Below are 23,736 nucleotides of genomic sequence, written 5' to 3' on the forward strand. Positions count from 1 at the left end.
TCTCTAATTTCTTTGGAATACTTGGCAAGTTACCATAGCTTTTGCAACTAACTCTGTCTTATCATATACTTCTACATCGAACTTAGCTGTTTTACGTCCAATATCTAAAATATTGACTTTTGTAGTAATTGTTCTATCTAAAGGAACAGATTTCAAGAAGTAAAGTGTAGTATTTTGCATCAACACTTCGCTTCTATTGTAATTGTAGCTAGTTATATGAATAGATTCATCTATTATACTTAATAATGCCGAGCTTGAAAATGTCCCAAACTGATCTAACATTTGAGGAATAACCTTAACCTGCAAACCATCAGCTCTTGGAACTATTCCTTTTCTCATGATTTCATCAAATGTATCATTATTATGTCCTTCTTGGAATCTATTATTCGTTAACAATGAATTAATAACGAGTTTTCTAGTTACTAATCCTAATAGTGTATTTTTAGAATCTATAACAGGCATCAATTCATATCCTTCAGATAACATCGTGTTAGCTACTGATGATATTGGTGTATCTATAGTTGTAGTAGCAACTTTTCTTTCCATTACTTCTTTTATTAATGCATCTTTATCTTGTAAAAATACATCACGTGCTGTTATTATACCTACTAATTTTCCATACTCATTAACTACAGGATACCTAGTATGTCCGACTTCTAACTGAAGATCATACCAATCTTTTACAGTATTATTTAAATTAATTGTATATAAACTTTCTACTTTTATATAAATACTTTCAACTGTAATAATATCTCTTTTAATAATTTGGTCATTTGTTACACGATTAATTAAATGCGTTACTGAAAATGTATCATGTGGTGTTATAATCAATGGTAAATTTTTGCTGTCAGCTAAAGCTTTTATAGAATCATTAGGAACATATCCTCCTGTTACTAAAATAGCACATCCTTTTTCTAAAGACATCTCAATAATTTTCGGGCGGTTACCTATTATTAATAGTGTTCCTTTTCTAATATGTTGACCTACTTGTTCTGAATCCATTGCCCCAATCGCAAAATCCTGAACAATTTCATGGACTCCTCCACGACCAGCAATTAATTGTCCACTTACTATATTTACGATCTCAGAATACGATAGTTTCTCAACATTATCTCTCTCTTTTTTCTGAATTCTAACTGTTCCTACACGCTCTATAGATGAAACAAACCCACGATTTTCAGATTCTTTAATTGCTCGATATGCAGTTCCTTCACTAACTTTTAATTCTTTAGCAACTTGTCTAACTGATATTTTACTTCCAATAGGTAAGCTCTTTATATATTCTAATATTTTTTGGTGCTTTGATTTCATAATTCTTCCTCCTTGTATTTTTATTATAATACAAACATTTTATTTATAACACATTCTTTACATATGTAATTATATACTTTTTACTTAACTATTTCAAGACAAAAAAAGATGAAAGATAAGTTATTTTACTTACCTTTCATCTATTCCTATATAATTTTAAAAGTAATGTAATAAAATAAAGTTCTTTTAACTAATTTATTGATACAGTTTCTTTTTAATTTTTTTTACTATAACAATTATTAATATATTACACTTTAATATTTTACGATTTTCTTCCAGCAGGCATTTTTTTTGCATAACCTACTTTATTTTCTTGTTTAACACGAGCTATTACTAATGCATCATCTGGTGCGTTTTCTGTTACAGTAGTTCCTGCAGCAACAACAGCACCATCTCCTATTTCTAGTGGGGCTATCAAGTTCGAGTTACACCCGATAAATGCATCACTACCAATTTTTGTTTTATATTTATTTTTTCCATCATAATTAACAGTAATTGTTCCACAACCTATATTTGTGTTACTTCCAACTTCAGTGTCACCAAGATAACTTAAGTGAGCTGTTTTAGATCCATCTCCATAAGTTGTATTTTTCAATTCAACAAAATTCCCAACTCTAACATTTTTTCCTAATTCACAATTATTTCTAATATGTGAATATGGTCCTACACTTGTATAATCACCAATTTTCGAATCACTAATTGTTGAGGAAATTACTTTTACACCATTTCCTATTTGTACATTTTCTAAATATGAATTAGGCTTAATTTGACAATCTTCTCCAATAATAGTATTTGATTTAATTGTTACATTTGGATAAATAGTTGTATCACGACCAATAACTGCATTCGGTGCAATATAGGTATTCGTAGGATCAACTAAAGTTACCCCTGCTAACATATGTTTAGTGTTTATTCTATTTCTCATTACATTTTCAGCATAAGCTAAGGCTACTCTATCATTAACACCGAAAGTTTCATCGAAATCATCACAAAGATACGTTTCAATTATTTCTTTTTGCTCACGAATTAAACCAAGAACATCAGGAAGATAATATTCACCTTGATTATTATCATTTTTTACTTTTTCTAGCATTTCAAATAAAAGTTTATTATCAAAACAGTAAATACCTGAATTGATTTCTTTTATTTTTCTCTCTTGTTCAGTAGCATCTTTTTCTTCAACAATCTTAACTAAATTACCATTTACATCACGAATTATACGTCCATAAGCGAATGGGTTATCAGCTATTGCTGTTAAAACTGTTGCTTTAGCATTCATTTTTTCATGATGATCTAACATATTATTAATAGTCTCCGAGCGAATTAATGGAGTATCACCATACATTACTATAGTAGTACCTTCTTTATCCTTTAATTCATCCTTTGCAACTTTTACTGCATGAGCAGTACCTAATTGTTCCGCTTGAAGAACAAATTTAGTTCTATCCCCTAGCACTTCTTTTACTCTTTCAGCACCGTGCCCAACTACAGTAATTACCTCTTGCATTTCTAAATCACTAAGACTATCCAATACAAGCTCAACCATAGTTCTATCACATACCTTATGTAGAACTTTATATAGTTTAGACTGCATTCTCGTCCCTTTACCTGCTGCTAATATTACTGCATATCTATTATTACTCATTCTCAACATCCTCTTTTTCTACTTGACGTAATTTTTCTATAACATTCCCCAGTTTAACATCAAAAGTTCCTTTGAACTCATCAATATTTTCTATTTTTGATAAATACAGATAATCATCTTCATGTTCTCTTGGCGAATCAAAACACTGTGTAATAATTACTTTACCTACTACATCAACATCGAATTCATTCATCAGACTTTCCATACCTGTTAAAACCCCGCCTCCACGCATGAAATCATCAACTAATAGAACTTTTGACCCTGTATTTAAACTGCGTTTTGACAAAATCATTGTTTCTATTTTCTTTGTAGATCCAGAAACATAATTAATCGCAACTGTAGTTCCTTCTGTAACCTTATTATCTCTTCTAATAATTATCACAGGTTTATTTAAAATTGAAGCTATCGCATACGCAACAGGAATTCCTTTCGTAGCAACTGTCACTACTGCATCAACTTCTTTATTCTTATATACAGTAGCTACTACTCTTCCTAGTTTATTCATTAAACTAGGATCACCTATTATATCAGACATAAAAATATATCCACCTGCTAATAAACGATTACCATCATTAATTTTCACCATAAAATCATTAAGAATTTTCTTGGCATCATCTTCTACCAAAGTTGGTGTGAAAATAACTCCACCACTTACTCCAGCTAAAGTTTTTACTTCACCGATGTTTTCTTCTTTAAAACCTGTTTTTATTATGTGTATATCTTCACTTATTGAAGATTTGGCCTGATTAAATTTTGAAACAAAATATGTTAATGGAATTAATTTATTAGGATTATTTAATAAATATTCCGTCATTACTACTATTCTTTCACTTCTCTTTAACTTCATCTTATACTCCTTACATAGCATATTTGGCAAATTACCACACTATATACATTCAATATATTTATTCGTATATTATATGTATATAATACCACTATTGTTCGGAATAGTAAAGATAAACCATGAAGTTTTAAGTACATTTAAAGTAACTTATAATTATTATTCACATTGAAAATTAAAGAAGAGATAGCTTTTTCTTTCTATCTCTTCCTTTTTTGTCTATTTCTCTTTCCAAACTTCTAAAGTTCGTATTTGATTTTCTTCAACCTTTCTTACTACAAAAGTCAACTTATCAATTGAATACACTGCCCCAACTTTCGCTTCATATTTTACTAAATAAACATAAGCACCAATCGTATCAACTTCCTCATGAGGTAATTGAACGTGGAATAAAGCATTCACATCTTGAATAGGCACCCATCCATCAATTAAATAATGTCCATTTTTAAGTTTTTTTACTAAACTTTGTTCATCTTCATCAAACTCATCACGAATTTCACCAGTTATTTCCTCAACTATATCTTCTAAAGTAACGACTCCACTAGTTCCTCCATACTCATCGGTAATAACAATCATATGTTCTCTATTTTGCTTTATAGTTGCTAATACTTGTGAAATAGGTGTGTGTTCAAAAATTTTTATAGCTGGCGTAATATATTCTTCTAAGTCTTTTGTGTTTTCAAGAGGCTTATCAGCAAATAATAATTTTTTAACGTTTAATATACCTAGAATTTGGTCTTTATCACCGTCTTCTATTACCGGATATCTAGTATATTCTTCTTGCTTTAATTGTCTCATAATTATCGCCAATGAATCACTCATATCAATAGCTTCCACCTCTGTTCTAGGTGTCATGATTTCTTTAGCAATTTTATTATCGAATTCAAAGACTCTTTCTACATAACGATACTCTACATCGTTAATTTGACCATGAGCTCTTGAAGACTTCATAATTGTTCTTAGTTCTTGTTCACTATGAATATCATCATGTTCAGAAGCTGGTTCAAATCCAAACATTTTCGCTATAACATTAGCTAATGAATTAAGTAGCCAAACTAATGGACGCATTACTTTATCAAACATATACATTGGCCAAGCTACACGTAAACAAGTTTTTTCTGCAGATTGAATAGCTATTGTCTTAGGAACCAATTCTCCTAGAACCACATGCAGTAGTGTCATAAATCCAAATGATACTACTAAAGATATTGTATGAGTTATCGCTTCATTAAGATTTAATAAAGAAAATATCGGATTAAACATCGAATGAAATGTAGCCTCACCAATCCAACCTAAACCTAAAGAAACAATCGTTATACCTAACTGAGTAGCAGATAAGTAATGATCTAATTGTTCTACCATTACAACCAAAATTTTAGCTGTCTTATTTCCTGATTCTACTAATTCATTTACTCTTGTAGGTCTAAGTTTAACAAGAGCAAATTCAAACATTACAAATATTGCCGAGGCAATAAGTAACAATACTATTATTAATATTTTAATTAAGATACTGAGATCCATATAGTTTTAATTTAACCTCTTTCCTTATTTTTTAGTCATTAATAAATAATTTTACTACATATAAACTTTTTTTTCAATTGTTATACTATCTATACTATGTCCAACTTCTTTTAAGATAAATCTAAATAATACCCTATTAAAATTCTTATTAATGGAAATTTCACTTGCTAGATGATACTATAAATATATGAAAACGTTAAACTGGAGATGCTTATGGATAAAATACTTGAATTTAAAAATTTTTGGGATGAAAAGGTAAAATATATTGATACTATTCAACTTTGTTATGAATTAGAAAAAACTTCATTTTCAAAATTTGAAGATATTGAATTTTATCATTTATCATTTCGTAGTTATGATAATTCAAAAATCTACGCTAAATACATAAAAAATATAAAATATAGAACTCTATACCCAAACAAAAACATACCTGTCTTATTTTACTTCCACGGTTATCCAGCATCAAATAGAAACTGGCTGGAAAAATCAACATTTTCATCTTTGGGTTACGATGTAGTTGCTATAGATTTTAGAAATCAAGGGGGATTAAGTAAAGACAAAAGTAATTCTTCTCCTTCAGTTTTTGGGCATCTAAGCATTGGAATTGATGAAGATGTAGAAGATATGATTTTCTTTAAAAATATACTAGATACTCTAATTCTTTCTAGAATTATTTCAACATTTGATAGAGTAAATTCACAAAATTTCATTAGCTACGGTGCTTCTCAAGGTGGAGCTTTTTCTATAATGTTTGCTGCATTAAACAAAAATGTTACAAAATGCATTAGTCTTTATCCTTTCCTTTCTAACTTTGAATATATTTATGAAAAAGATAACAGGAACAACGCATATTCAGAATTTACTCATCATGGACGTTGGTTTAATACCAAAGGACAAAATACTAAATATTTTTTAAATAATCTTTATTACATAGATACTTTAAACTTTGCTAAACTTTTAAAATGCGATACTTTATTCGGTATTTCTAATCTCGATGAAGATTGTCCAAAAGAAACCCAACAAAAAGTGTTTAATAATATTAACTGTAGAAAGAAAGCATGTATTTACAAAAAGTACTATCACGAGAATATTCCAAATTTCAATGACGAAATAGTTAACTTCTTACAAAAAGAGATATAGGAGCAAAAAATGAAATTAGAAAAATATAGAAAATTAAACTTTGAAGAAAAAATAGTAAATATTTCACATTCATTTGTTCAGTATAAGAAAATAAAATTCTTTGGGAAAGATAATTCAAAAATTGAATTAGACGTAGTCATACCAAGCTCTAATATTAAAGGAGTTATCGTCGATTTCCCTGAATATAAAGTTAAAAATAAAGATTTTCTAAATCTATCAAAATATAGTATGTTAAACTACGCACTAGTATCACTTCATATTAGAGGTCAAGCTGGTAACAGTGAAAACAATACACCTTGTTCTCATTTCCCATTTCTAGATTGTAACAACGAGATTCCCTACTATAATCTAGTATTTCAAGATGCATTAGATACTATCCATATTACTGAGATGATGTTTCCAAAAAAAGATATAATTTTAACAGGTCTTGGCCAAGGTGCTGCGATTAGCTTAGTTTGTGCTAAGTATTTTAATTCAGTTATAGAACTTTTTATAGAAGATTGTTCACTTTGCGATATAAAAAATACTTATATTCAAAACAAAAAAAATCCAATATTTAAAAAGTTACATAATTTTGAAATTGATTTTCCAGAAAAAATTAGTTATCTATATAACGTACTAGACTTGATTGATATACTTAATATTAGCAACCTCATTAAACAAAAAGTTCACTATGCACTCTCATATCTAAGTCCTAAAACACCTCTTGAGGCTCAATTTAAATTAGTCGAATCACTTAAAAATGTCACAGTTCAACATTATAAATTTTTGGATAATAAAAAAATATTTCAACACCAATTCGATGATTACATACTTGAAACCCTAGCAACTAAATAGTAAAAAAGAATCAACACGAGATATCTCATGTCGATTCTTTATTTGTTATTAGCTTAATTTACCTTTTAGCTTCATATTTTTAACAATTTTTTCAATAGAGTTCACATAAGCAGCTTTTCTCATCGGGATATCAAATCTTTCTTTTACTTCCCAAATATCATTAAATGCTTTTGTCATTACTCTTGCTTGTTTTTCAACTACTTCCTCTTCAGTCCAGTAGTATCCTTGTAGGTTTTGGACCCATTCAAAGTAAGATACAGTTACACCACCACTATTTGCAAGAATATCAGGAATTACTACAACACCTTTTTCTCGTAACGCTTTATCACCTTCTAATGTTGCAGGACCATTAGCTCCCTCTGAAATAACAGGAGCTTTAATTAAGTTTGCTTCTTTAGCATCAATAGCATTCTCCAAAGCACATGGACAAAGTACATCTACATCTAAAGCCCAGAACTCATCTAAAGTTAGACGTTTTGTATTTGGCAATGTGTGGAATCTAACTTTTTTATCTTTACATTCTTGAAGTTCAGCATAAGATAATCCATCTTCACGGTAAACTGCATATTGTACACCATCATCATCACGTTCAGTTACTGCAACAACTGTTGCACCAAATTTAACGGCAGTATCCACAGTATAACTTCCTACATTACCAAATCCTTGAACAGCAAATTTAGCACCTTGTGTCATTTTCCCTAATTTTTCTAATGCTAATTTCGCAGCAAGTGCAACTCCATATCCAGTTGCTTGTGTTCTTCCTAATGAACCACCTAATTCTAATGGCTTACCTGTTAAAGTACCAATACCTTGTTCTCCTGTAAGGACATTATATTCATCAATCATCCAAGACATAATTTGACCATTTGTATTTACATCTGGTGCAGGGACATCTTGTTTTTCACCTAGATATTTGTATAATCCTCTAATATATCCTCTAGAAAGTCTTTCTAACTCACCTTTCGATAAATCTTTCGGATCTACGATAATACCACCTTTACCTCCACCATATGGTAGATTAGCAACCGCACATTTAAACGTCATCCAAATTGACAATGCTTTTACTTCGTCTGCTGTTACAAGTGGGTGAAATCTTAATCCCCCTTTTGTAGGACCAATCGCATCGTTATGTTGTGATCGGAAACCTTTGAAGTATTTTACCTCACCATTATCCATTCTAACTGGAATTGAAATCTCAATAAATCTTTGAGGATCTTTTAATGATTCGTATACTTCTTCTTTATAACCTAATACTTCACAAGCACCTTTTATTTGTTCTCTTGCGTTAACCAATGGATTATTATTCATAGCTACATCTCCTTAGAATGTTAATTTTACATTTATAATGTAATTTTATTTACCCTAATTATATCAAATATACCTCTATTTTGTAAACTTAAATTTATAAGAACTTTTTTATATATTTATTTTTATTACGTCAACTTTTTATAAAATATAAAACATCAAAAAAAGTTAATTTTATAACCATTAATATGGTTCAAAATTAACTTTTCTTAAAAACAAATTAAGAATACCAAAGAATATCATACTACTTTTATAAGCTATTTAAGTCAGACATTATGTAGAATAGTCGGGAAATTGTTTTAAATATTGTATTTTTTTATTCTTTTTTTCTGATTTTATCTTTAATTTTCAGAAAAATTACTTTGCATCATACCATGATGCTCCACTACTAGCCTCCACTTTTAGTTGAACATCCAGATTAGCCGCTTCTTCCATAATTTTAATCATTTCTTTTGTAAACTCTTCTTCTATTTCTTTATTTACATCAAAGATTAATTCATCATGTACTTGTAATAATAATTTTGCATCTACATTTGTTTTTTCCAAGTACTCAAATACATTAACCATAGCTATCTTAATAATATCCGCAGCAGTTCCTTGAATTGGTGAATTCATAGCAATACGTGCATTTAAGTTTGCAACAATTTTATTCTTAGCATTAATATCTGGTAATGCTCTTCTTCTATTGAATAAAGTTTCAACATAACCATGTTCTTTCGCAAAATCTACAATATCAGTCATATATTTATTAACACCTTTAAATGTTTCTAAATATTTGTCGATAAATTCTTTCGCACGTTTTCTAGTAATACCTAAATTGTTAGATAGCCCAAAATCAGAAATTCCATAAACAATACCAAAGTTAACAGCTTTAGCTTCTCTACGCATTGAAGAAGTTACTTCATCAAGACTAACTCCATTAACATCACTAGCTGTTTTAGTATGAATATCTACATCATGTTTAAATGCATCTATCATTCCTGCATCTTGAGCAATATGAGCTAATACTCGAAGCTCTATTTGAGAATAGTCGATTGACAAAATCACTCTATCTTCAGAAGATGGAATAAATGCTTTTCTAATTTTTTTCCCCTCTTCAATTCTCGTTGGAATATTTTGTAGATTTGGATTTACAGAAGATAGACGTCCAGTTTGAGCCAATGTTTGTTCATAACGTGTATGAATTTTACCTTCACGAGTAATATCTTTCACTAATCCTTTTGCATACGTTGAGTTTAATTTTGTAATTGTTCTATACTCCATAATCAACGGAATAATCTCATGACTATGTTGAAGTTGTTCTAATACCTCTACCGCTGTAGAATATCCAGTTTTCGTCTTCTTGATCGGTGGCAGTCCTAAATCCTCAAATAACACAACTCCTAACTGTTTAGGTGAAGCTATATTAAACTCTGATCCAGCAAGCTCGTATATGCTAGATTCTAAAGTTTTTATTCTTTCATCAAACTCAACACTCATATCTTCAAGAGCCTTTTTACTAACATGTATCCCTTCGAATTCCATATTAGCTAACACTTTTGCAACTTTAATCTCTATATTTTTATAAAGGTCTGTCATATTTTCTTCAGCAAGTTTTTGTTCCATTAACGGCTTAATAAGTGAGATTGCCTCTGCAACTTCAGCTATATATGGATTAATAACTTCTTGAGATGGTAAAGTTCTCTTTGCCCCTTTACCATATATTTCTTCGTCGCTACTTATTATTTTTCCAAGATAGTTAAATACAATTTTATCAATTTCAGTTTTTGCATTCACATCAATTAGATAAGATACTATTTTTGTATCAAAAACTTCTCCATTAATATCTACTCCATTTCTCATAGCTATAAATAATATCTTCTTAAAATCGTAAACAATTTTTTCTAGTTCACTTTGTAGATAATCCTCTACAAATTCATTAGTAAAAAATTGTTCTTCACTAAAAATATAAGTTACACCTTCTTTATATACTGCTACTCCAACCACGTCTGAATTTTGATAATCTTCTGTATAGCACTCAACATGTAAAACACTATCAACAAAATCTATTTTTGTATTTTTATCTGCTAAAACAATATTAATTTCTTTTTTAGATGTAACAGTCTCTTCAACAGCTGTCCCTAACTCTCCAGTAGAATTTTCTTCAGACAATTTTCTTAAAAATGAAACAAATTCAAGCTTTTCAAACAGTTTTCTTTTAAGATCTATATTCTCACTATATGTTAAATCTTTCAACTTATTATCAACTGGTACTTCTGTATAAATAGTTGCCAGCTTCTTACTTAACAGTGCATCATCGCGTCCTTCTGTTAGACGTTCTTTAAGTTTTTTTCCACTAATATTATCTATATTTTCCAGTACATTCTCTACAGTTTTATATTCAGCCAATAATTTTATAGCAGTTTTTTCACCCACTCCTTCTACACCAGGAATATTATCGCTCTTATCTCCCATAAGACCCTTCATATCAACGATTTGCTCAGGAGTTAAACCATATTTCTCAGCAATAAATTCAGGTGTATAATAATCTATATCCGTTACACCTCGTTTTGTATAATGAATAGTAATATTCTTACTAGCTAGCTGCGTTAAGTCTTTATCTCCAGTTACTATTATTACTTCTAGCCCTTCTTTTTCAGCGATCTTAGCATAGCTTCCAATAATATCATCCGCTTCATAATCAAAATGTTCTTCATACTTAATTCCATAAGAATCTAAAAGTTCTCTAACATAACCAAATTGTTCAACTAACTCACTAGGTGTTTTATCTCTAGTTCCTTTATACGCCTCATAACTCTTGTGCCTAAACGTTTGTTTTCCCTTATCAAAAGCAACTAACGCATATTTCGGATTAGTATCTGCTAATATCTTTTCTAACATTAATGTAAAGCCATATACACTATTTGTATATAAACCTTTTTTATTTTTTAAAGCTGGCATAGCGTAAAAAGCACGATAACTCAAACTATTTCCATCTATTAGTATTATCTTATCCATTGTATTCTCCTAATTTTTATTCTAAACACTAAAACATAAAAAGATACAACTCAAAAATCACGATTTCAAAAATGATTTTTGAGTCGTTCAGTACATTTTATTTTATATATTAAAATTCTAATAAACCATGTTTAATATATAGCAAGTAAACGCCAAATATTATCTATAGTCATTTATTTTACAACAATTCATAAATAATTTCTATTTTCTTCTTCCAAGAATGGCGTTCTATCTCTTCTAGTAAATCAACAGGAATTTCACGATTTTCTCTTGTTCTTCCTATCATTAATTCCAAAGCCTCTACAATCCTTTTTATGAACGCAGGCTTCTCTTCTTCTACCGCTTTATCTGTATCATAAATTGTAGGCATTTTGATATACTCAATTATCTCAGAGCTATTTATCTTTTCTCCAAGAAATTCAATAAGCCCCTCTATCTCAGTAGCAACCACTCTTAGACCACTACCTAAGGCTTCTACTGCGATTAATCCTAGTCCCTCAAAGTAAGACGGTAATATAAATACATCTTTATGTCTCATAATTTCACCTAAATGAACTTGATCTACAGCATTATAAATTCTAATCTTTGTTGAATCTCCAACTAATTCCTCAACTCTCGGTCTATCCTCTTGTTTCAAATTTCCTATTAATTCTAATTCCACATTATCATCTTTTTCTTCTAATAATCTAAACGCCTTAATCAATTCATAGAAACCTTTCGACTCATCAAACTTTCCTGCATACAAAATTTTAACATTATCGTGTTTTGCATATTTTTTCACAGGGTAAAAAATCTTCTCATTATATCCAGCACCAATATTTACGATTCTTTCCTTAGGATAATTATAAATATTTGAAATTTCTTCTATAACACTACTACTTAAAGCTAATATCTTATTCAACTTCCCTAGACTTTTAACATAGCTATCTTTCATAGTTCGATTCTTCTCAGATTGCCTAATATCCGTATTATGACAAACACCTATTACCTTTTCATCTTCGAATACATCACAAACTATAGAACTTAAAACCCATAAATGATGTGTAATAATTACATCCGGCTTAAATTCATCTTTGGCTGCTTCTAACTTCTTGCGAAATGCATTTTGCCATTCTTCCATCATGTCACATGTCATATTTTTATATAAAGTATTTTCATATGGCATAATATCGCTCATTCCAACAATAGGGAAACTTATATCCTTACCTTGAAATTCAACTTCATATTTTTCATCAACAAAATTAAAATTATACTCCGGAGTTGTTGCATAAACCGCTGCTTGTTTAACATCAAACTGTTTTAAACCTTCAATAACATTTGTGAAATATACACCACTGCCAGTTTTAATTGGTAATTGAGCTAACACATGTAAAATTCTCATAATAACCATCCTCTATTTCATATTTTCCATCACTTATATTATAACCCAAAGTACACTATTTTTATAGTAAACATATTAAATTAAAGCATATAAAAATCACTCAAAGACATTTCTCCAAGTGATTTTTCAAATTTTTATTCTCTTATCTAGACTACATAGGCTGTAACTAAAAAGTCTTTATACACAGAATTTTATTATAAACGATAACCTATCGTTTTTTTATTTTCTATCCTCAAGCACTACAAGTCGCAGCTTCTTTCTCATCTTGACTTTCAATATAATCATTTTTGTTATAAAATGCATTTCTATAACTAGTAGTATTAAACGGTTCTATCAAATTAATAATATTATAACCAGCTACTCCTAGTTTCTTACATACTTCTTTACTTTGTTCTGGTTTATCACTATAAACAAAAATATCTGAAGATTTATCTAATCTATCTAATACACTATCTATTTCTTCAGGTGAGACTCTAATTTCATCATCACTTAAAATTTCACTACCTAGATTTAAAAATTGTTTATTCTTACTAGCAGAAATACGATATTTAAACTCCGATAACAGCGCATTACTATAAATTGCATTTCCATAGTTATACTGTTTTATACCATCACCTATGTGAAGTTTAGTAAATCCTCGTTCTCTCAACAATTTTTCTGTATTACGTGAAGTAACATCAACAACACAATATAAAATTATATCCTTATCTTTATAATCATCCAGTACATCACTACCGTTTTTAAAAAGCTTAATCGGTAAGTTTACAGCATTTATCGCATGCCCTCTAGCATACTCTTTTCGCCAACGAACATCCACTACTAAAGCTTCTTCAAATGTTTTTTTCTCTACATCAGCTCCAGCTATTCTTCCTGGTTTACCTTTTAGTAATTTAAGCCAAAAAGCATATAATGCAAAAATAATAATTAATAATACTATTATAATAATTAAAAATATATTCATTTCGTTTACTCCTTTCATCATATAATTATATTTTAGCACACATTTTGTATTTTTAATAATAAATTGTATCATAAATTATTTTGATTTTTTTTGTAAATAGGAGTAAAATGTTCTTATGGAATAAACTTATCAAAAAGGAGAGCTACATGAAAATTTCCAAAATTAGTAAGATCGATAATAAGAATTTCAAACTTGAAACTTCACTACTCTTCGATGGAATTTTAGTAGGATTAGCTGCTGGTATTGTCGGAGCAAGCTACAGGCTTCTTATCGGTTACAGCGAAAAACTCGTTCACTATACTGCAGACTTTATCAAAACCGGTTTTATTTATAAAATAGCACTCTTACTTATATTAATAATACTTGCATTATTTTCAGGTTTCTTATTAAAACGAGAACCCATGGCTAGTGGAAGTGGAATCCCTCAAGTTTCTGCAGAAATTACCGGTAGACTAAATTCAAATCCACTACGAGTTCTTATTTATAAAATAATAGGTGGTTTAACAGCAAGTCTCGGTGGTTTATCACTTGGACGTGAAGGACCTTCAATTCAACTTGGCGCAATGAGTGGAAAACTCGTATCTAGAATACTAAAAAAGAATAATATTAAAGAAAAATACTTAATTACATGTGGAGCGAGTGCTGGCCTATCAATTGCTTTTGGTGCTCCACTTGCAGGAGTATTATTTTCTATAGAAGAAGTCCATAAGCAAATTACAAAAAAAATAGTAATCTGTTGTTTTAGTGCTGCTGTGATAGCAAATATTGTTGGTCAATATATTTTCGGACTTACAGCTATCTTTAAATTTCCAGATATACCTTATGTCGAAGTAAGTATTTATCCTTGGGTTGCTTTACTAGGGATACTATTAGGATTATTTGGGACATTTTACAATGTTACTATAAAAATACTTTTTAAAATTTATGAAGCTCTAAAACTTAATATAGTATTCAGACCACAAGTAGCTTTCCTTATTTCATTTATACTATTTATTTTTTATCCAATAGTACTAGGAAGTGGTCATAGCTTAGTAGAATTTCTAATAGAAAATAAATTTAGTTTTATGTTTCTATTAACCTTATACTTTATAAAAACAATATTCTCCCTTGTATCATTTACATCAGGTGTTGCTGGAGGTATATTCTTACCTATATTAATCCAAGGTGCAATACTAGGGACACTATTTAGTAACTTCTTTGACGCCAAATATACTGCATTATTTGTAATATTATCAATGTCTGGGTACTTAACTGCAATTGTAAGAAGTCCTATTACATCTATCATACTACTATTTGAAATGACACAAAAACTAAACTATTTCCTACCTATAGCACTTTGTTGTCTATTCTCATACATGACTGCAAATATTCTTGGTACAAAACCAGTATACGAATATTTACTAGACCGTATATTAACAAGTAATAAACTAGAAGATAACGAATTAGAAATGGAAGTAGAGATTTTAACTACAATATCAAATGATAGTTCATTAATAGGAAAACAAATACGTGAAATTGACTGGACAAAAGGGGCACTTGTTTCTCAAATCGAACGTTCCGGTAGAGAAATAGTACCAAAAGGAACAACTGTCTTAGAAGCAAATGATAAACTTACTGTCATTATGCCGAAAAAATGCGTTGATTTATTTTTAAAACAATTTAGTGAATAAAAAGAAAACTAGGGGATGACTCGACAAAATCGATTTCTACGAAATCATGATTTTTGAGTTCACCCCCTAGTTTTTAATTTTATAGTACATTAAAATGTTTTAAGGCATTTGTTATTCCATCATCATCTACGCTTGTAGTAATATAATCAGCAATTCCTTTTACATTTTCTCCGGCATTCCCCATTGCTACACCGATTCCCGCATGTTTCAACATATCAATGTCATTACCACCATCTCCAAATGCCATAGTTTCTTCTAATTTAATACCAAAATAAGCTATAACAGCATCAATTCCAGTATTTTTTCCACCATCTTTTGGAATAACATCTGTAAAGTGGTTAGTCCAACGAGCTGCTTTTGAATTAGGCATATAAGCTAAGAATCCCGCTTCTTCCTCTTCAGATACAAATACATTAAGCTGATATATTTTTTCGCTAATAGCCTTATCATACGCTAAAGGATCTTCCTTAAAACGATCAGGATCTCCTAATTCATCTTCAAGCCACTTAACTCGTGAATTTTTAAGATTCATAAATGCCCCATCCAATAAAGCAAAATCACATGCTATATTATTCTCTTTAAAATAAGGAAGAACATTTTTTATATCTTCTTGAGATAATATCTTATCATTTAAAACTTCACCCGTCTCCAAGTAACAATACTGACCATTTATTGTCACATAGCCATCAAATTTAAAATCCAATAGATCATTTAAAAATGTAGTGTGAAATGGAGCTCTTCCTGTCGCAATAAATATTTTAATTCCTTTTTCTTTTAATCTTTTTAAAGTATTTGCTGTATTCTCTGGAATTGACTTAGTTTTAAAACTTCGTATTGTTCCATCAATATCAAAAAAAATCGCTTTTATATTCGTCATTATTATTCTCCATTTCCATCTAATTTAATAACACTATGTCTCGTTTTTAAATCGTAGCCAATTAATAGCTTTATGTCTGTCTCTTCTTTTCTAATTACGCTAAGAAGCATATTAACCGTCTGCTTAGCTGCATCTTCTAAATCAAATTTTATCGTAGTTAATGGAGATTTCAGCAAAGCTGAAGATGTATAATCTCCAAATGCAGCAACTGAATAGTTCTCCCCAACATTTAATCCCGCTTCTTCTAATGCTTTTATAGCTCCATAAGCCAAATTATCCGTAGCACAAATTAGACAGCTGTCTTCTTTTAGTTTTTCAATATTTCCTTTTACGGTTGAATATCCCTCTTCCATACCAAAATTCGTAATTAGTACATTTCCAGGCGATAGATTATACTTTTCTAATGTCCTAATAACACCTAATTTTCTATAATATCCTACTGCAATGTCTTCTTCACTTACACCTAAATAAGCTATTCTCTTATGACCTTGAGCTAATACATAATTCGTTAAATCTCTAGCAGCATTAAAATCATTGTACTCAACACTGTATGTGTATTCTCCTTCTTGACCAAGCATTACAACAGGAACATCTATAGATTTTATCGTACTTTCGTATGTTTTACTCATTGTAGTCGGTAGTAAAATTATTCCATCAACATTCATTCTTGCCAATTTTTTTATATATTCTAGTTGTTTATTCTCATCAAAATTAGCATTCATAATTAATGTCTCGTAATTATTATTTTTCAATTCTTTATCAAGATATTTTAGAGTATTCCCACTAACATACGAGTGTAAGCATGGAACTATTACCCCAATAATCTTACTATCTATACTTTTTAATGCTTTTGCAAAAGTATTCGGCGTATAATTATACTTGTCTACTATTTCTTTAATTCGCTTATGTGTTTCTTCCTTTAAATTTCCACCATTAAAATATCTAGAGACAGTAGTAGTTCCTACTCCAGCCATACGTGCTATATCTACTATTGTCAGTTTTTTCATAGATTACCTCCTTAAATCACATCCTTAATTATATACGATTAGAGAGAATAAATAAAGAATTATATAAGAACAATTTTAGAAAATATTTAAACTAAAATTTTATTAAAATACAACGATACATATTTTAGACATTAAAAGTTTACTTATTATATTTTTGGACTTATTGTAATACAATTTATTAAAAAAATATATGATTATTCTAGTAAAAACCATTATGATAATAGTAACCCTTACTGTTTAATAGAATATTCATTTACTTATATATCTACACTCCTAAACTGTATCATCACAGAGTAAGTAAATTTAAACAACAGATTTACAAATACTATCAAACAAGCATAGAACAATATGAACAATTATTCCTAAAAAATTTAAACAAACCCCTTGAAATCCTTTCCTAAAAGTGGTATAGTTTTCCTTGGAGGTATATTATGATAGTTCAATTAAAAAACGTATCAAAACAATATAAAGATGCTAACTTCAAACTTGAAAATATATCGTTTGATATTAATAAAAAAGAAGTTATTGGAATAATCGGTAGAAATGGTACAGGAAAAAGTACAATTCTAAAGATGATTAATGGTATTGTTTCATATGATAGTGGAGATATTCTTTATAAAAACTCTTCTATTAAATCTATGGATGCAAGTACCCTTAGAAAAACTAGAAAAAATCTAGCATATATATTCCAACACTCAAATCTTATTGATAATAAAACTGTATATTATCACTTGAGCTTAGTATACAAACTAAATAAGGTTTCAGTTGATAAAAAGAAAATAGATGATATTCTTGAATTCATGAATATTACAAGACTAAAAAATAGTCTTTGTGGTAGTTTAAGTGGTGGTGAACAACAAAAAGTCGCCATTGCTATGGCTCTACTTCAAGAACCAGAAGTTCTACTTTGTGATGAAATTAGTTCTGCTTTAGATACTAATAGTGAAAAAGAAATCTTTGCACTATTGAATAAATTGCGAACTACAACTGATATTTCAATTGTTATGATTTCACATAGTCTTTCATTACTTAAGAACTTTTGTGACAGAGTAGTAGTTATCGATGATTCTACTATAAAAGATATTGTCGTACCTAATAAAAATGCAAAAGATGATTACGACAGTAATTACTATAACTACGTAAAGGAGTTTTTACTAAATGATTGATTTATTTAAAGCCAATTACGATGGTATTATGAAAGCATTTTGGGAAACAAACTATATGATGATTTACTCAATGTTAACAGTATTTTTTATTTCCCTACCACTAGGTATTATGCTTTTTTCTTTCAGTCGTGATTATTTATTAAAAAATAGAGCAGTTTATGAAGGACTTAGCATTGCACTTAATGCCCTACGTAGTGTTCCATTTTTAATTTTTGTATTCATACTAATTCCTGTAAATAGATTTTTATTTAAAACATCTTTTGGGAATATTGCAGCAATCTTGCCACTTACTCTTGTTGGTGTAAGTATTTATGCTCGTTTTGTTGAACAAGCACTAATCAACGTTCCTAAAAAAATCGTTGATAGAGCTATTAGTATGGGAGCTACAAAAGTTCAAATTATTAGGTATTTCCTATTACCAGCTACAATGGATAACTTAATTTTATCATTCACCTACACTACAATTAGTTTATTAGCTTATACTACTGTAATGGGAGTTATTGGAGCCGGTGGTCTTGGTGAATTTGCATTCAGATATGGATACCAAGAATATAATTATGATTTAATGTACCTAATCGTAATAATATTTATAATCTATGTATTTATTATTCAATCAATAGGTTATGGATTAGCTAAACGTTTTACAAACAAGAAGGAGAAATAAAACCAATGAAAAAATTATTATCATTTGTTGCTAGCCTTTTAGCGCTTGTACTTGTATTAACTGCATGTTCTAGCAAAACTAGCGATAAAAAAGAAGAAAAACAAGAAAACAAAACAATTAAAGTTGCTGCTCATGTCCCACCATTTACTGACATGTTAGAATTAGTTAAAGAAGATTTACAAAAAGAAGGATACACTCTTGAAATTGTAAAAGTATCTGATAACGTTCAAGCTAATGTTGCTTTAGCAAATAAAGAAATCGATGCTAACTTCTTCCAACATGAACCATTCATGAAACAATACAATGAAAAAAATAAAACTAACTTAGTAGCTGTGGCAAAAGTTTATAACTCTATTCCAGCATTCTACTCAAAAACAGTTAAAAATATTAAAGATCTTAAAGATGGTGCTGATGTAGCAATTCCATCAGATGCATCAAACATGGCTCGTGCATTAAGATTATTAGCTCACGGTGGATTAATCACATTAAATGATCCAAACAGCTATAATGTAACTGTAAAAGATATTAAAGATAATCCTAAACACCTTAAATTCACTGAAGTTGGACTTTTAAACTTAAGTGATGCCTATGCAGAAAAAGATTTAGTTTTTAACTACCCAACTTACATTGCTAAATTAAACCTTACACCAATGAAAGATGGACTTCTAATGGAAGACAAAGCTGACTTTACATATGCTGGAGTACTTGCTGCTCGTGAAGATAACAAAGACGACGCTAAAATCCAAGCAGTTAAAAAAGCTTTAACTAGCCAAAAAGTTAAAGACTTCTTACAAAAGAATTTCGAAGGTAAAGCTACTGCAGCTTTCTAAAATATTAATTTTAACTAATCTATAATCTAAAAATAATCAACGAACTTACCTCTAAATAAAAAATATACATTTAAAATATATTCACAGGAGACAAACAATGAAAAAAATAATTTCATTTATTGCCAGCTTAACAGCTTTATTATTAATCCTAACAGCATGTTCAAGTAAAACTGAACCTAAAAAAGAAGAGAAAAAAGAACCTGTTACTGTAAAAGTAGCTTCTCACACTTCTCCAATGACAGATATGTTAGAAATGATTAAAGAAGATCTTAAAAAAGACGGTTACAACTTAGAGATCGTTAAAGTTTCTGATAACGTTCAAGCTAACGTTGCGTTAAACAATAAAGAAGTTGACGCTAACTTCTTCCAACACAAACCATTCATGGAACAATTTAACCAAAAAAATAACGCTAAACTTGTAGCTGTTCAACCTATTTACAACGCAACTGTATCATTCTACTCTAAAACTCTTAAAGATATTAAAGATCTTAAAGATGGTGCAGATGTAGCTATCCCTTCAGATCCAACAAACTTAGCTCGTGCTTTACGTTTATTAGATCACGCTAAAGTTATTACTCTTAAAGATCCAAATAGTTTCACAGTAACTGAAGCTGATATCAAAGATAATCCAAAACACCTTAAATTTACTAAAGTAAGCTTACTTAACCTAAACGAAGCATACAATGAAAAAGATTTAGTGTTTAACTACCCAACTTACATTTCTAAATTAGGATTAACTCCTGATAAAAATGGTCTAGCTCTTGAAAAAGCAGATGACTTAACATTCGCTATCTCACTTGTAGCTCGCGAAGATAACAAAGACGATGCTAAAGTAGCAGCTGTTAAGAAAGCATTAGCTAGTGAAAAAGTTAAAGAATACATCAACAAAGAACTTAAACCAAAAGGACACGCAACTCCTGCGTTCTAATATGAAGTAAAATACTTAGCAGACAATGTTTGCTAAGTATTTTTTACTTTACTATACCTTTATAACTAACTCTAATCACTCTATTTAACAATGTTCTATTAATTATATTTTTATGCTCTCAAATGCCAGTAGGCCCTCTCTTGAATAGACGGCAGAATAATATCTGATAACTTGCTAGCCCACCTATTCATAACAAAAAAAGAAACTGACTTTTACATCAGTTTCTTTTGATTAATTATCTTATTTGTGTAATTCTTTTTCGAAAGCTTCTCTAACTTGTCCTACAGAGAATCCGATGATTACTTGAATAGCTTTACCGTTACGAGCAACTCCAAGAGCTCCAGAACGTTTTAAGAATTCATCATCTTTTACTAAGCTTTCGTCTTTAACGTTAACACGTAATCTTGTTACACAGTTAGTAACATCTACGATGTTATCTTTACCACCTAAACCTTCTAAAATGATTACTGCTTGATCATCGTGAGTAGCTGCATCATCTCTAACTTCTGGTTTTGGTGCTTCTTTACCTTTTTCACGGTACTCTTGTTTAGAGTAAAGTTTTGTTTCAGCATCATCTGCTTCACGTCCAGGTGTGTTTAATTGGAATTTAAGGATTAAGAATCTAAATACGAAGAAGTAGATTACAGAAAATACTAATCCAATTACGATTTGAACGAATACTTGAGATGAGTGGTTTTTGAACATTGGTAACCAGTTAAGTGCTAAAAAGTCGATTAATCCACTTCCGAAGTTACCTACAACTCCAAATTGATACATAGTTGCTGACATTAATGCACCTAATACTGCGTGAGTCGCGAATAACATTGGTGCTGCGAATAAGAATGTGAACTCGATTGGTTCAGTGATTCCTGTTAAGAAACCAGTAAGTGCAGCTGGAACTAATAACCCTGCTACAACTTTTTTCTTGCTGTCTTTAGCTGTTACATACATAGCTAAAGCTGCTGCTGGTAAACCAAATACTTTTGAGTTACCGTGTAATGAGAATCCACCTTGAGGGAATAACTCTTTTAATGGAGTTGTGCTTTGAGAGAACTCTTGAATGTGTTGTACCCAGTAAGCTGTGATTCCATTTTCTACTACTGCTGGTCCAAACATGAATGGTCCATAGATAAAGTGGTGTAATCCTGTTGGGATTAAAATTCTTTCTAGGAATGTGTAAGTGAATACCCCTGCAACTCCAGAAACTTTTAAGAATCCTTGTAATGCAGCAATTCCTAGTTGAACTTTTGGCCATAATAAAGCTGTTAAGAATGCAGCTGGAATCATGATTAGGAACCCAACTAAGATAACGAATGTTGACCCTTGGAAAATTCCTAATAATTCAGGTAATTTTTTGTCAAAGTATCTGTTGTGGATCCATACTGAGATAGATGCAATAACGATAGAACCGATGATTGAAGTATCTAATGTAATTGCTCCAGCAATTCTTGTAATACCTGTAGGTAATTTAAGAGCTGGTGTTACATCTACTCCAAAGAATTTGAATTGAGTTAAGAATCCATTGATGAAGTAGTTGAAAACCATGTAGATTAAGAACGCTTCTAATGCAGCACGACCGTTTGCTTTTTTAGCAAGACCGATTGGAATACCAAGTGCGAACACTACTGGCATTTGATTAAAGATTGTCCATCCTCCTTGTTCAACTACGAACCAGAAGTTATACCAAAGTGTTCCTTCTGTCGCGATGCTCCCTACTAAGTTAGGGTTTTTAAAAATTGAAGTTAATCCAACTACTAATCCGAAGAATGCGAAAATAATAGATGGCATTAACATAGCGCCTCCAAAACGCTGAATCTTTTGTAACATAACATTTTCCTCCTTATAATTATTTTTCTGCTAATGTTACTTCTAAGCCATTATGATCAGAAATAATTGGATAATTATCGTCATTAAATATAACAAAACTTTCTTTTACATTCAACTTTCTATTTATAAATACATAATCCAATTTTTTCTGACACATAGAATCTTCCCAACCACTTATATTTTTATATACAGTAACTCCCCCATCTTTTTTCTCGGCTAATTCATAAGTATCGTATAATCCTTTATCAAGTATGTTTTTGTAGTCATCTACTTGATGGAAATAATCCGTATTGAAATCTCCCATGAAAACTTTAAGATTTTTGTTATCTGTATAATTAATTAGGTTGCTAAGATTTTGATCTATGTCTTCTCCTTTACAAGTCGGCAAATTCATATGACAACTGTAAAATTCTACGATCTCATCATTTACTTTAAGATCGACTTTTAAAATTTTTCTTGATTCAATAGAAGTTACAGTTTGTTGTGCCGTACAGTAGAAATCCTCTACGGCAACAACTTCACCCTTAGCTAATATAGCTAATCCTTCTTCGAATTTATCAAATCCTATGTGAGAATATGTCCAGTAATAGCTGTATCCATCCTCTCCATATTCCTTAATTTTATCTAATAATAATTTTCCGAAGTTATCTGTTTTTATCCCTTGTTGAACATCTTCACTATTAATCAATTGATTTACTTCTTGCATGGCAACCACGTCATAATTTTTTTCTACAATTACCTTAGCTAAAATATTTAATTTTTCAAGTTGATTTTCTTCTAACCAACTATGTACATTAATCGTTAATAGTTTCATATTATGTTCCCCTT

General features: G+C 30.1%; 19 protein-coding genes. 7 read left to right on the forward strand and 12 right to left on the reverse strand.

What is annotated here, in order from left to right; genetic code table 11:
- Positions 1-3: 3 nt before the first annotated feature.
- The 4 genes from RWQ73_RS01740 to RWQ73_RS01755 all read right to left on the reverse strand — a co-directional run bounded on the left by RWQ73_RS01740 (position 4) and on the right by RWQ73_RS01755 (position 5,318).
- Positions 4-1,311: a DRTGG domain-containing protein gene (locus tag RWQ73_RS01740; protein ID WP_314406409.1), complete on the reverse strand. Its 1,308-nt coding sequence runs from the start codon at positions 1,309-1,311 to the stop codon at positions 4-6.
- A 262-nt stretch (positions 1,312-1,573) separates the two neighbouring features.
- Positions 1,574-2,956: a bifunctional UDP-N-acetylglucosamine diphosphorylase/glucosamine-1-phosphate N-acetyltransferase GlmU gene (glmU, locus tag RWQ73_RS01745; protein WP_314406410.1), complete on the reverse strand. Its 1,383-nt coding sequence runs from the start codon at positions 2,954-2,956 to the stop codon at positions 1,574-1,576.
- The gene (purR, locus tag RWQ73_RS01750) at positions 2,949-3,803 is read right to left on the reverse strand and encodes a pur operon repressor (protein ID WP_314406411.1); all 855 of its coding nucleotides are present in this window, start codon (positions 3,801-3,803) and stop codon (positions 2,949-2,951) included. Before purR ends, glmU begins: the two co-directional genes overlap by 8 nt.
- Positions 3,804-4,016: 213 nt before the next feature.
- Entirely contained in the window at positions 4,017-5,318 is a 1,302-nt protein-coding gene (locus RWQ73_RS01755) for a hemolysin family protein (protein ID WP_314406412.1), read from the reverse strand.
- Between the two features lie 213 nt (positions 5,319-5,531).
- On the opposite strand from RWQ73_RS01755, the gene RWQ73_RS01760 reads away from it, so the two are divergent.
- Together RWQ73_RS01760 and RWQ73_RS01765 are read left to right on the forward strand one after the other, a co-directional pair.
- A complete protein-coding gene (locus tag RWQ73_RS01760; protein ID WP_314406413.1) occupies positions 5,532-6,458 on the forward strand; it encodes an alpha/beta fold hydrolase in 927 nt (308 codons plus the stop codon).
- A 9-nt stretch (positions 6,459-6,467) separates the two neighbouring features.
- The gene (locus RWQ73_RS01765) at positions 6,468-7,295 is read left to right on the forward strand and encodes an acetylxylan esterase (RefSeq protein ID WP_314406414.1); all 828 of its coding nucleotides are present in this window, start codon (positions 6,468-6,470) and stop codon (positions 7,293-7,295) included.
- A gap of 48 nt (positions 7,296-7,343) precedes the next feature.
- On the opposite strand, the gene RWQ73_RS01770 is transcribed toward RWQ73_RS01765, so the two are convergent.
- From RWQ73_RS01770 to RWQ73_RS01785, 4 genes are all read right to left on the reverse strand, one after another.
- Positions 7,344-8,603, reverse strand: a complete 1,260-nt coding sequence (locus RWQ73_RS01770; protein ID WP_314406415.1) for a Glu/Leu/Phe/Val dehydrogenase — start codon at positions 8,601-8,603, stop codon at positions 7,344-7,346.
- 354 nt (positions 8,604-8,957) lie between these two features.
- The gene (gene polA / locus RWQ73_RS01775; protein WP_314406416.1) at positions 8,958-11,597 is read right to left on the reverse strand and encodes a DNA polymerase I; all 2,640 of its coding nucleotides are present in this window, start codon (positions 11,595-11,597) and stop codon (positions 8,958-8,960) included.
- 178 nt (positions 11,598-11,775) lie between these two features.
- Positions 11,776-12,978: a glycosyltransferase family 4 protein gene (locus tag RWQ73_RS01780; RefSeq protein WP_314406417.1), complete on the reverse strand. Its 1,203-nt coding sequence runs from the start codon at positions 12,976-12,978 to the stop codon at positions 11,776-11,778.
- Between the two features lie 232 nt (positions 12,979-13,210).
- Positions 13,211-13,939, reverse strand: coding sequence for a rhodanese-like domain-containing protein (locus RWQ73_RS01785; protein ID WP_314406419.1), 729 nt, complete (start codon positions 13,937-13,939; stop codon positions 13,211-13,213).
- Between the two features lie 146 nt (positions 13,940-14,085).
- Between RWQ73_RS01785 and RWQ73_RS01790 the strand changes: the two genes are divergently transcribed.
- The gene (locus tag RWQ73_RS01790; protein WP_314406420.1) at positions 14,086-15,609 is read left to right on the forward strand and encodes a chloride channel protein; all 1,524 of its coding nucleotides are present in this window, start codon (positions 14,086-14,088) and stop codon (positions 15,607-15,609) included.
- Between the two features lie 79 nt (positions 15,610-15,688).
- Here RWQ73_RS01790 and RWQ73_RS01795 read toward each other — a convergent pair whose 3' ends face one another.
- Together RWQ73_RS01795 and RWQ73_RS01800 are read right to left on the reverse strand one after the other, a co-directional pair.
- Positions 15,689-16,486: a Cof-type HAD-IIB family hydrolase gene (locus RWQ73_RS01795; protein ID WP_314406421.1), complete on the reverse strand. Its 798-nt coding sequence runs from the start codon at positions 16,484-16,486 to the stop codon at positions 15,689-15,691.
- Positions 16,487-16,488: 2 nt separating this feature from the next.
- Positions 16,489-17,493 carry a LacI family DNA-binding transcriptional regulator gene (locus RWQ73_RS01800; protein ID WP_314406422.1) on the reverse strand — a complete coding sequence of 335 codons (1,005 nt, stop codon included), beginning with the start codon at positions 17,491-17,493 and terminating at the stop codon, positions 16,489-16,491.
- A gap of 431 nt (positions 17,494-17,924) precedes the next feature.
- Between RWQ73_RS01800 and RWQ73_RS01805 the strand changes: the two genes are divergently transcribed.
- The 4 genes from RWQ73_RS01805 (at position 17,925) to RWQ73_RS01820 (ending at position 21,081) form a co-directional block, all read left to right on the forward strand.
- On the forward strand, positions 17,925-18,659 hold the full coding sequence (locus tag RWQ73_RS01805; RefSeq protein WP_314406423.1) for an ATP-binding cassette domain-containing protein: 735 nt from the start codon (positions 17,925-17,927) through the stop codon (positions 18,657-18,659).
- Positions 18,652-19,323 (forward strand): methionine ABC transporter permease, encoded by a 672-nt coding sequence (locus RWQ73_RS01810; RefSeq protein ID WP_314406424.1) that lies wholly within the window; start codon positions 18,652-18,654, stop codon positions 19,321-19,323. The genes RWQ73_RS01805 and RWQ73_RS01810 overlap by 8 nt, the downstream gene beginning before the upstream one ends.
- 5 nt (positions 19,324-19,328) lie before the next feature.
- Positions 19,329-20,153, forward strand: coding sequence for a MetQ/NlpA family ABC transporter substrate-binding protein (locus tag RWQ73_RS01815; RefSeq protein ID WP_314406425.1), 825 nt, complete (start codon positions 19,329-19,331; stop codon positions 20,151-20,153).
- A gap of 97 nt (positions 20,154-20,250) precedes the next feature.
- Positions 20,251-21,081 (forward strand): MetQ/NlpA family ABC transporter substrate-binding protein, encoded by an 831-nt coding sequence (locus tag RWQ73_RS01820; RefSeq protein WP_314406426.1) that lies wholly within the window; start codon positions 20,251-20,253, stop codon positions 21,079-21,081.
- A gap of 240 nt (positions 21,082-21,321) precedes the next feature.
- On the opposite strand, the gene RWQ73_RS01825 is transcribed toward RWQ73_RS01820, so the two are convergent.
- Both RWQ73_RS01825 and RWQ73_RS01830 read right to left on the reverse strand, forming a co-directional pair.
- Positions 21,322-22,908, reverse strand: a complete 1,587-nt coding sequence (locus tag RWQ73_RS01825; RefSeq protein ID WP_314406427.1) for an alpha-glucoside-specific PTS transporter subunit IIBC — start codon at positions 22,906-22,908, stop codon at positions 21,322-21,324.
- A 19-nt stretch (positions 22,909-22,927) separates the two neighbouring features.
- Positions 22,928-23,722, reverse strand: a complete 795-nt coding sequence (locus RWQ73_RS01830) for an endonuclease/exonuclease/phosphatase family protein (RefSeq protein ID WP_314406428.1) — start codon at positions 23,720-23,722, stop codon at positions 22,928-22,930.
- Positions 23,723-23,736: the final 14 nt, after the last annotated feature.

Source organism: uncultured Gemella sp. (assembly GCF_963525875.1).
Lineage (GTDB): Bacteria > Bacillota > Bacilli > Staphylococcales > Gemellaceae > Gemella.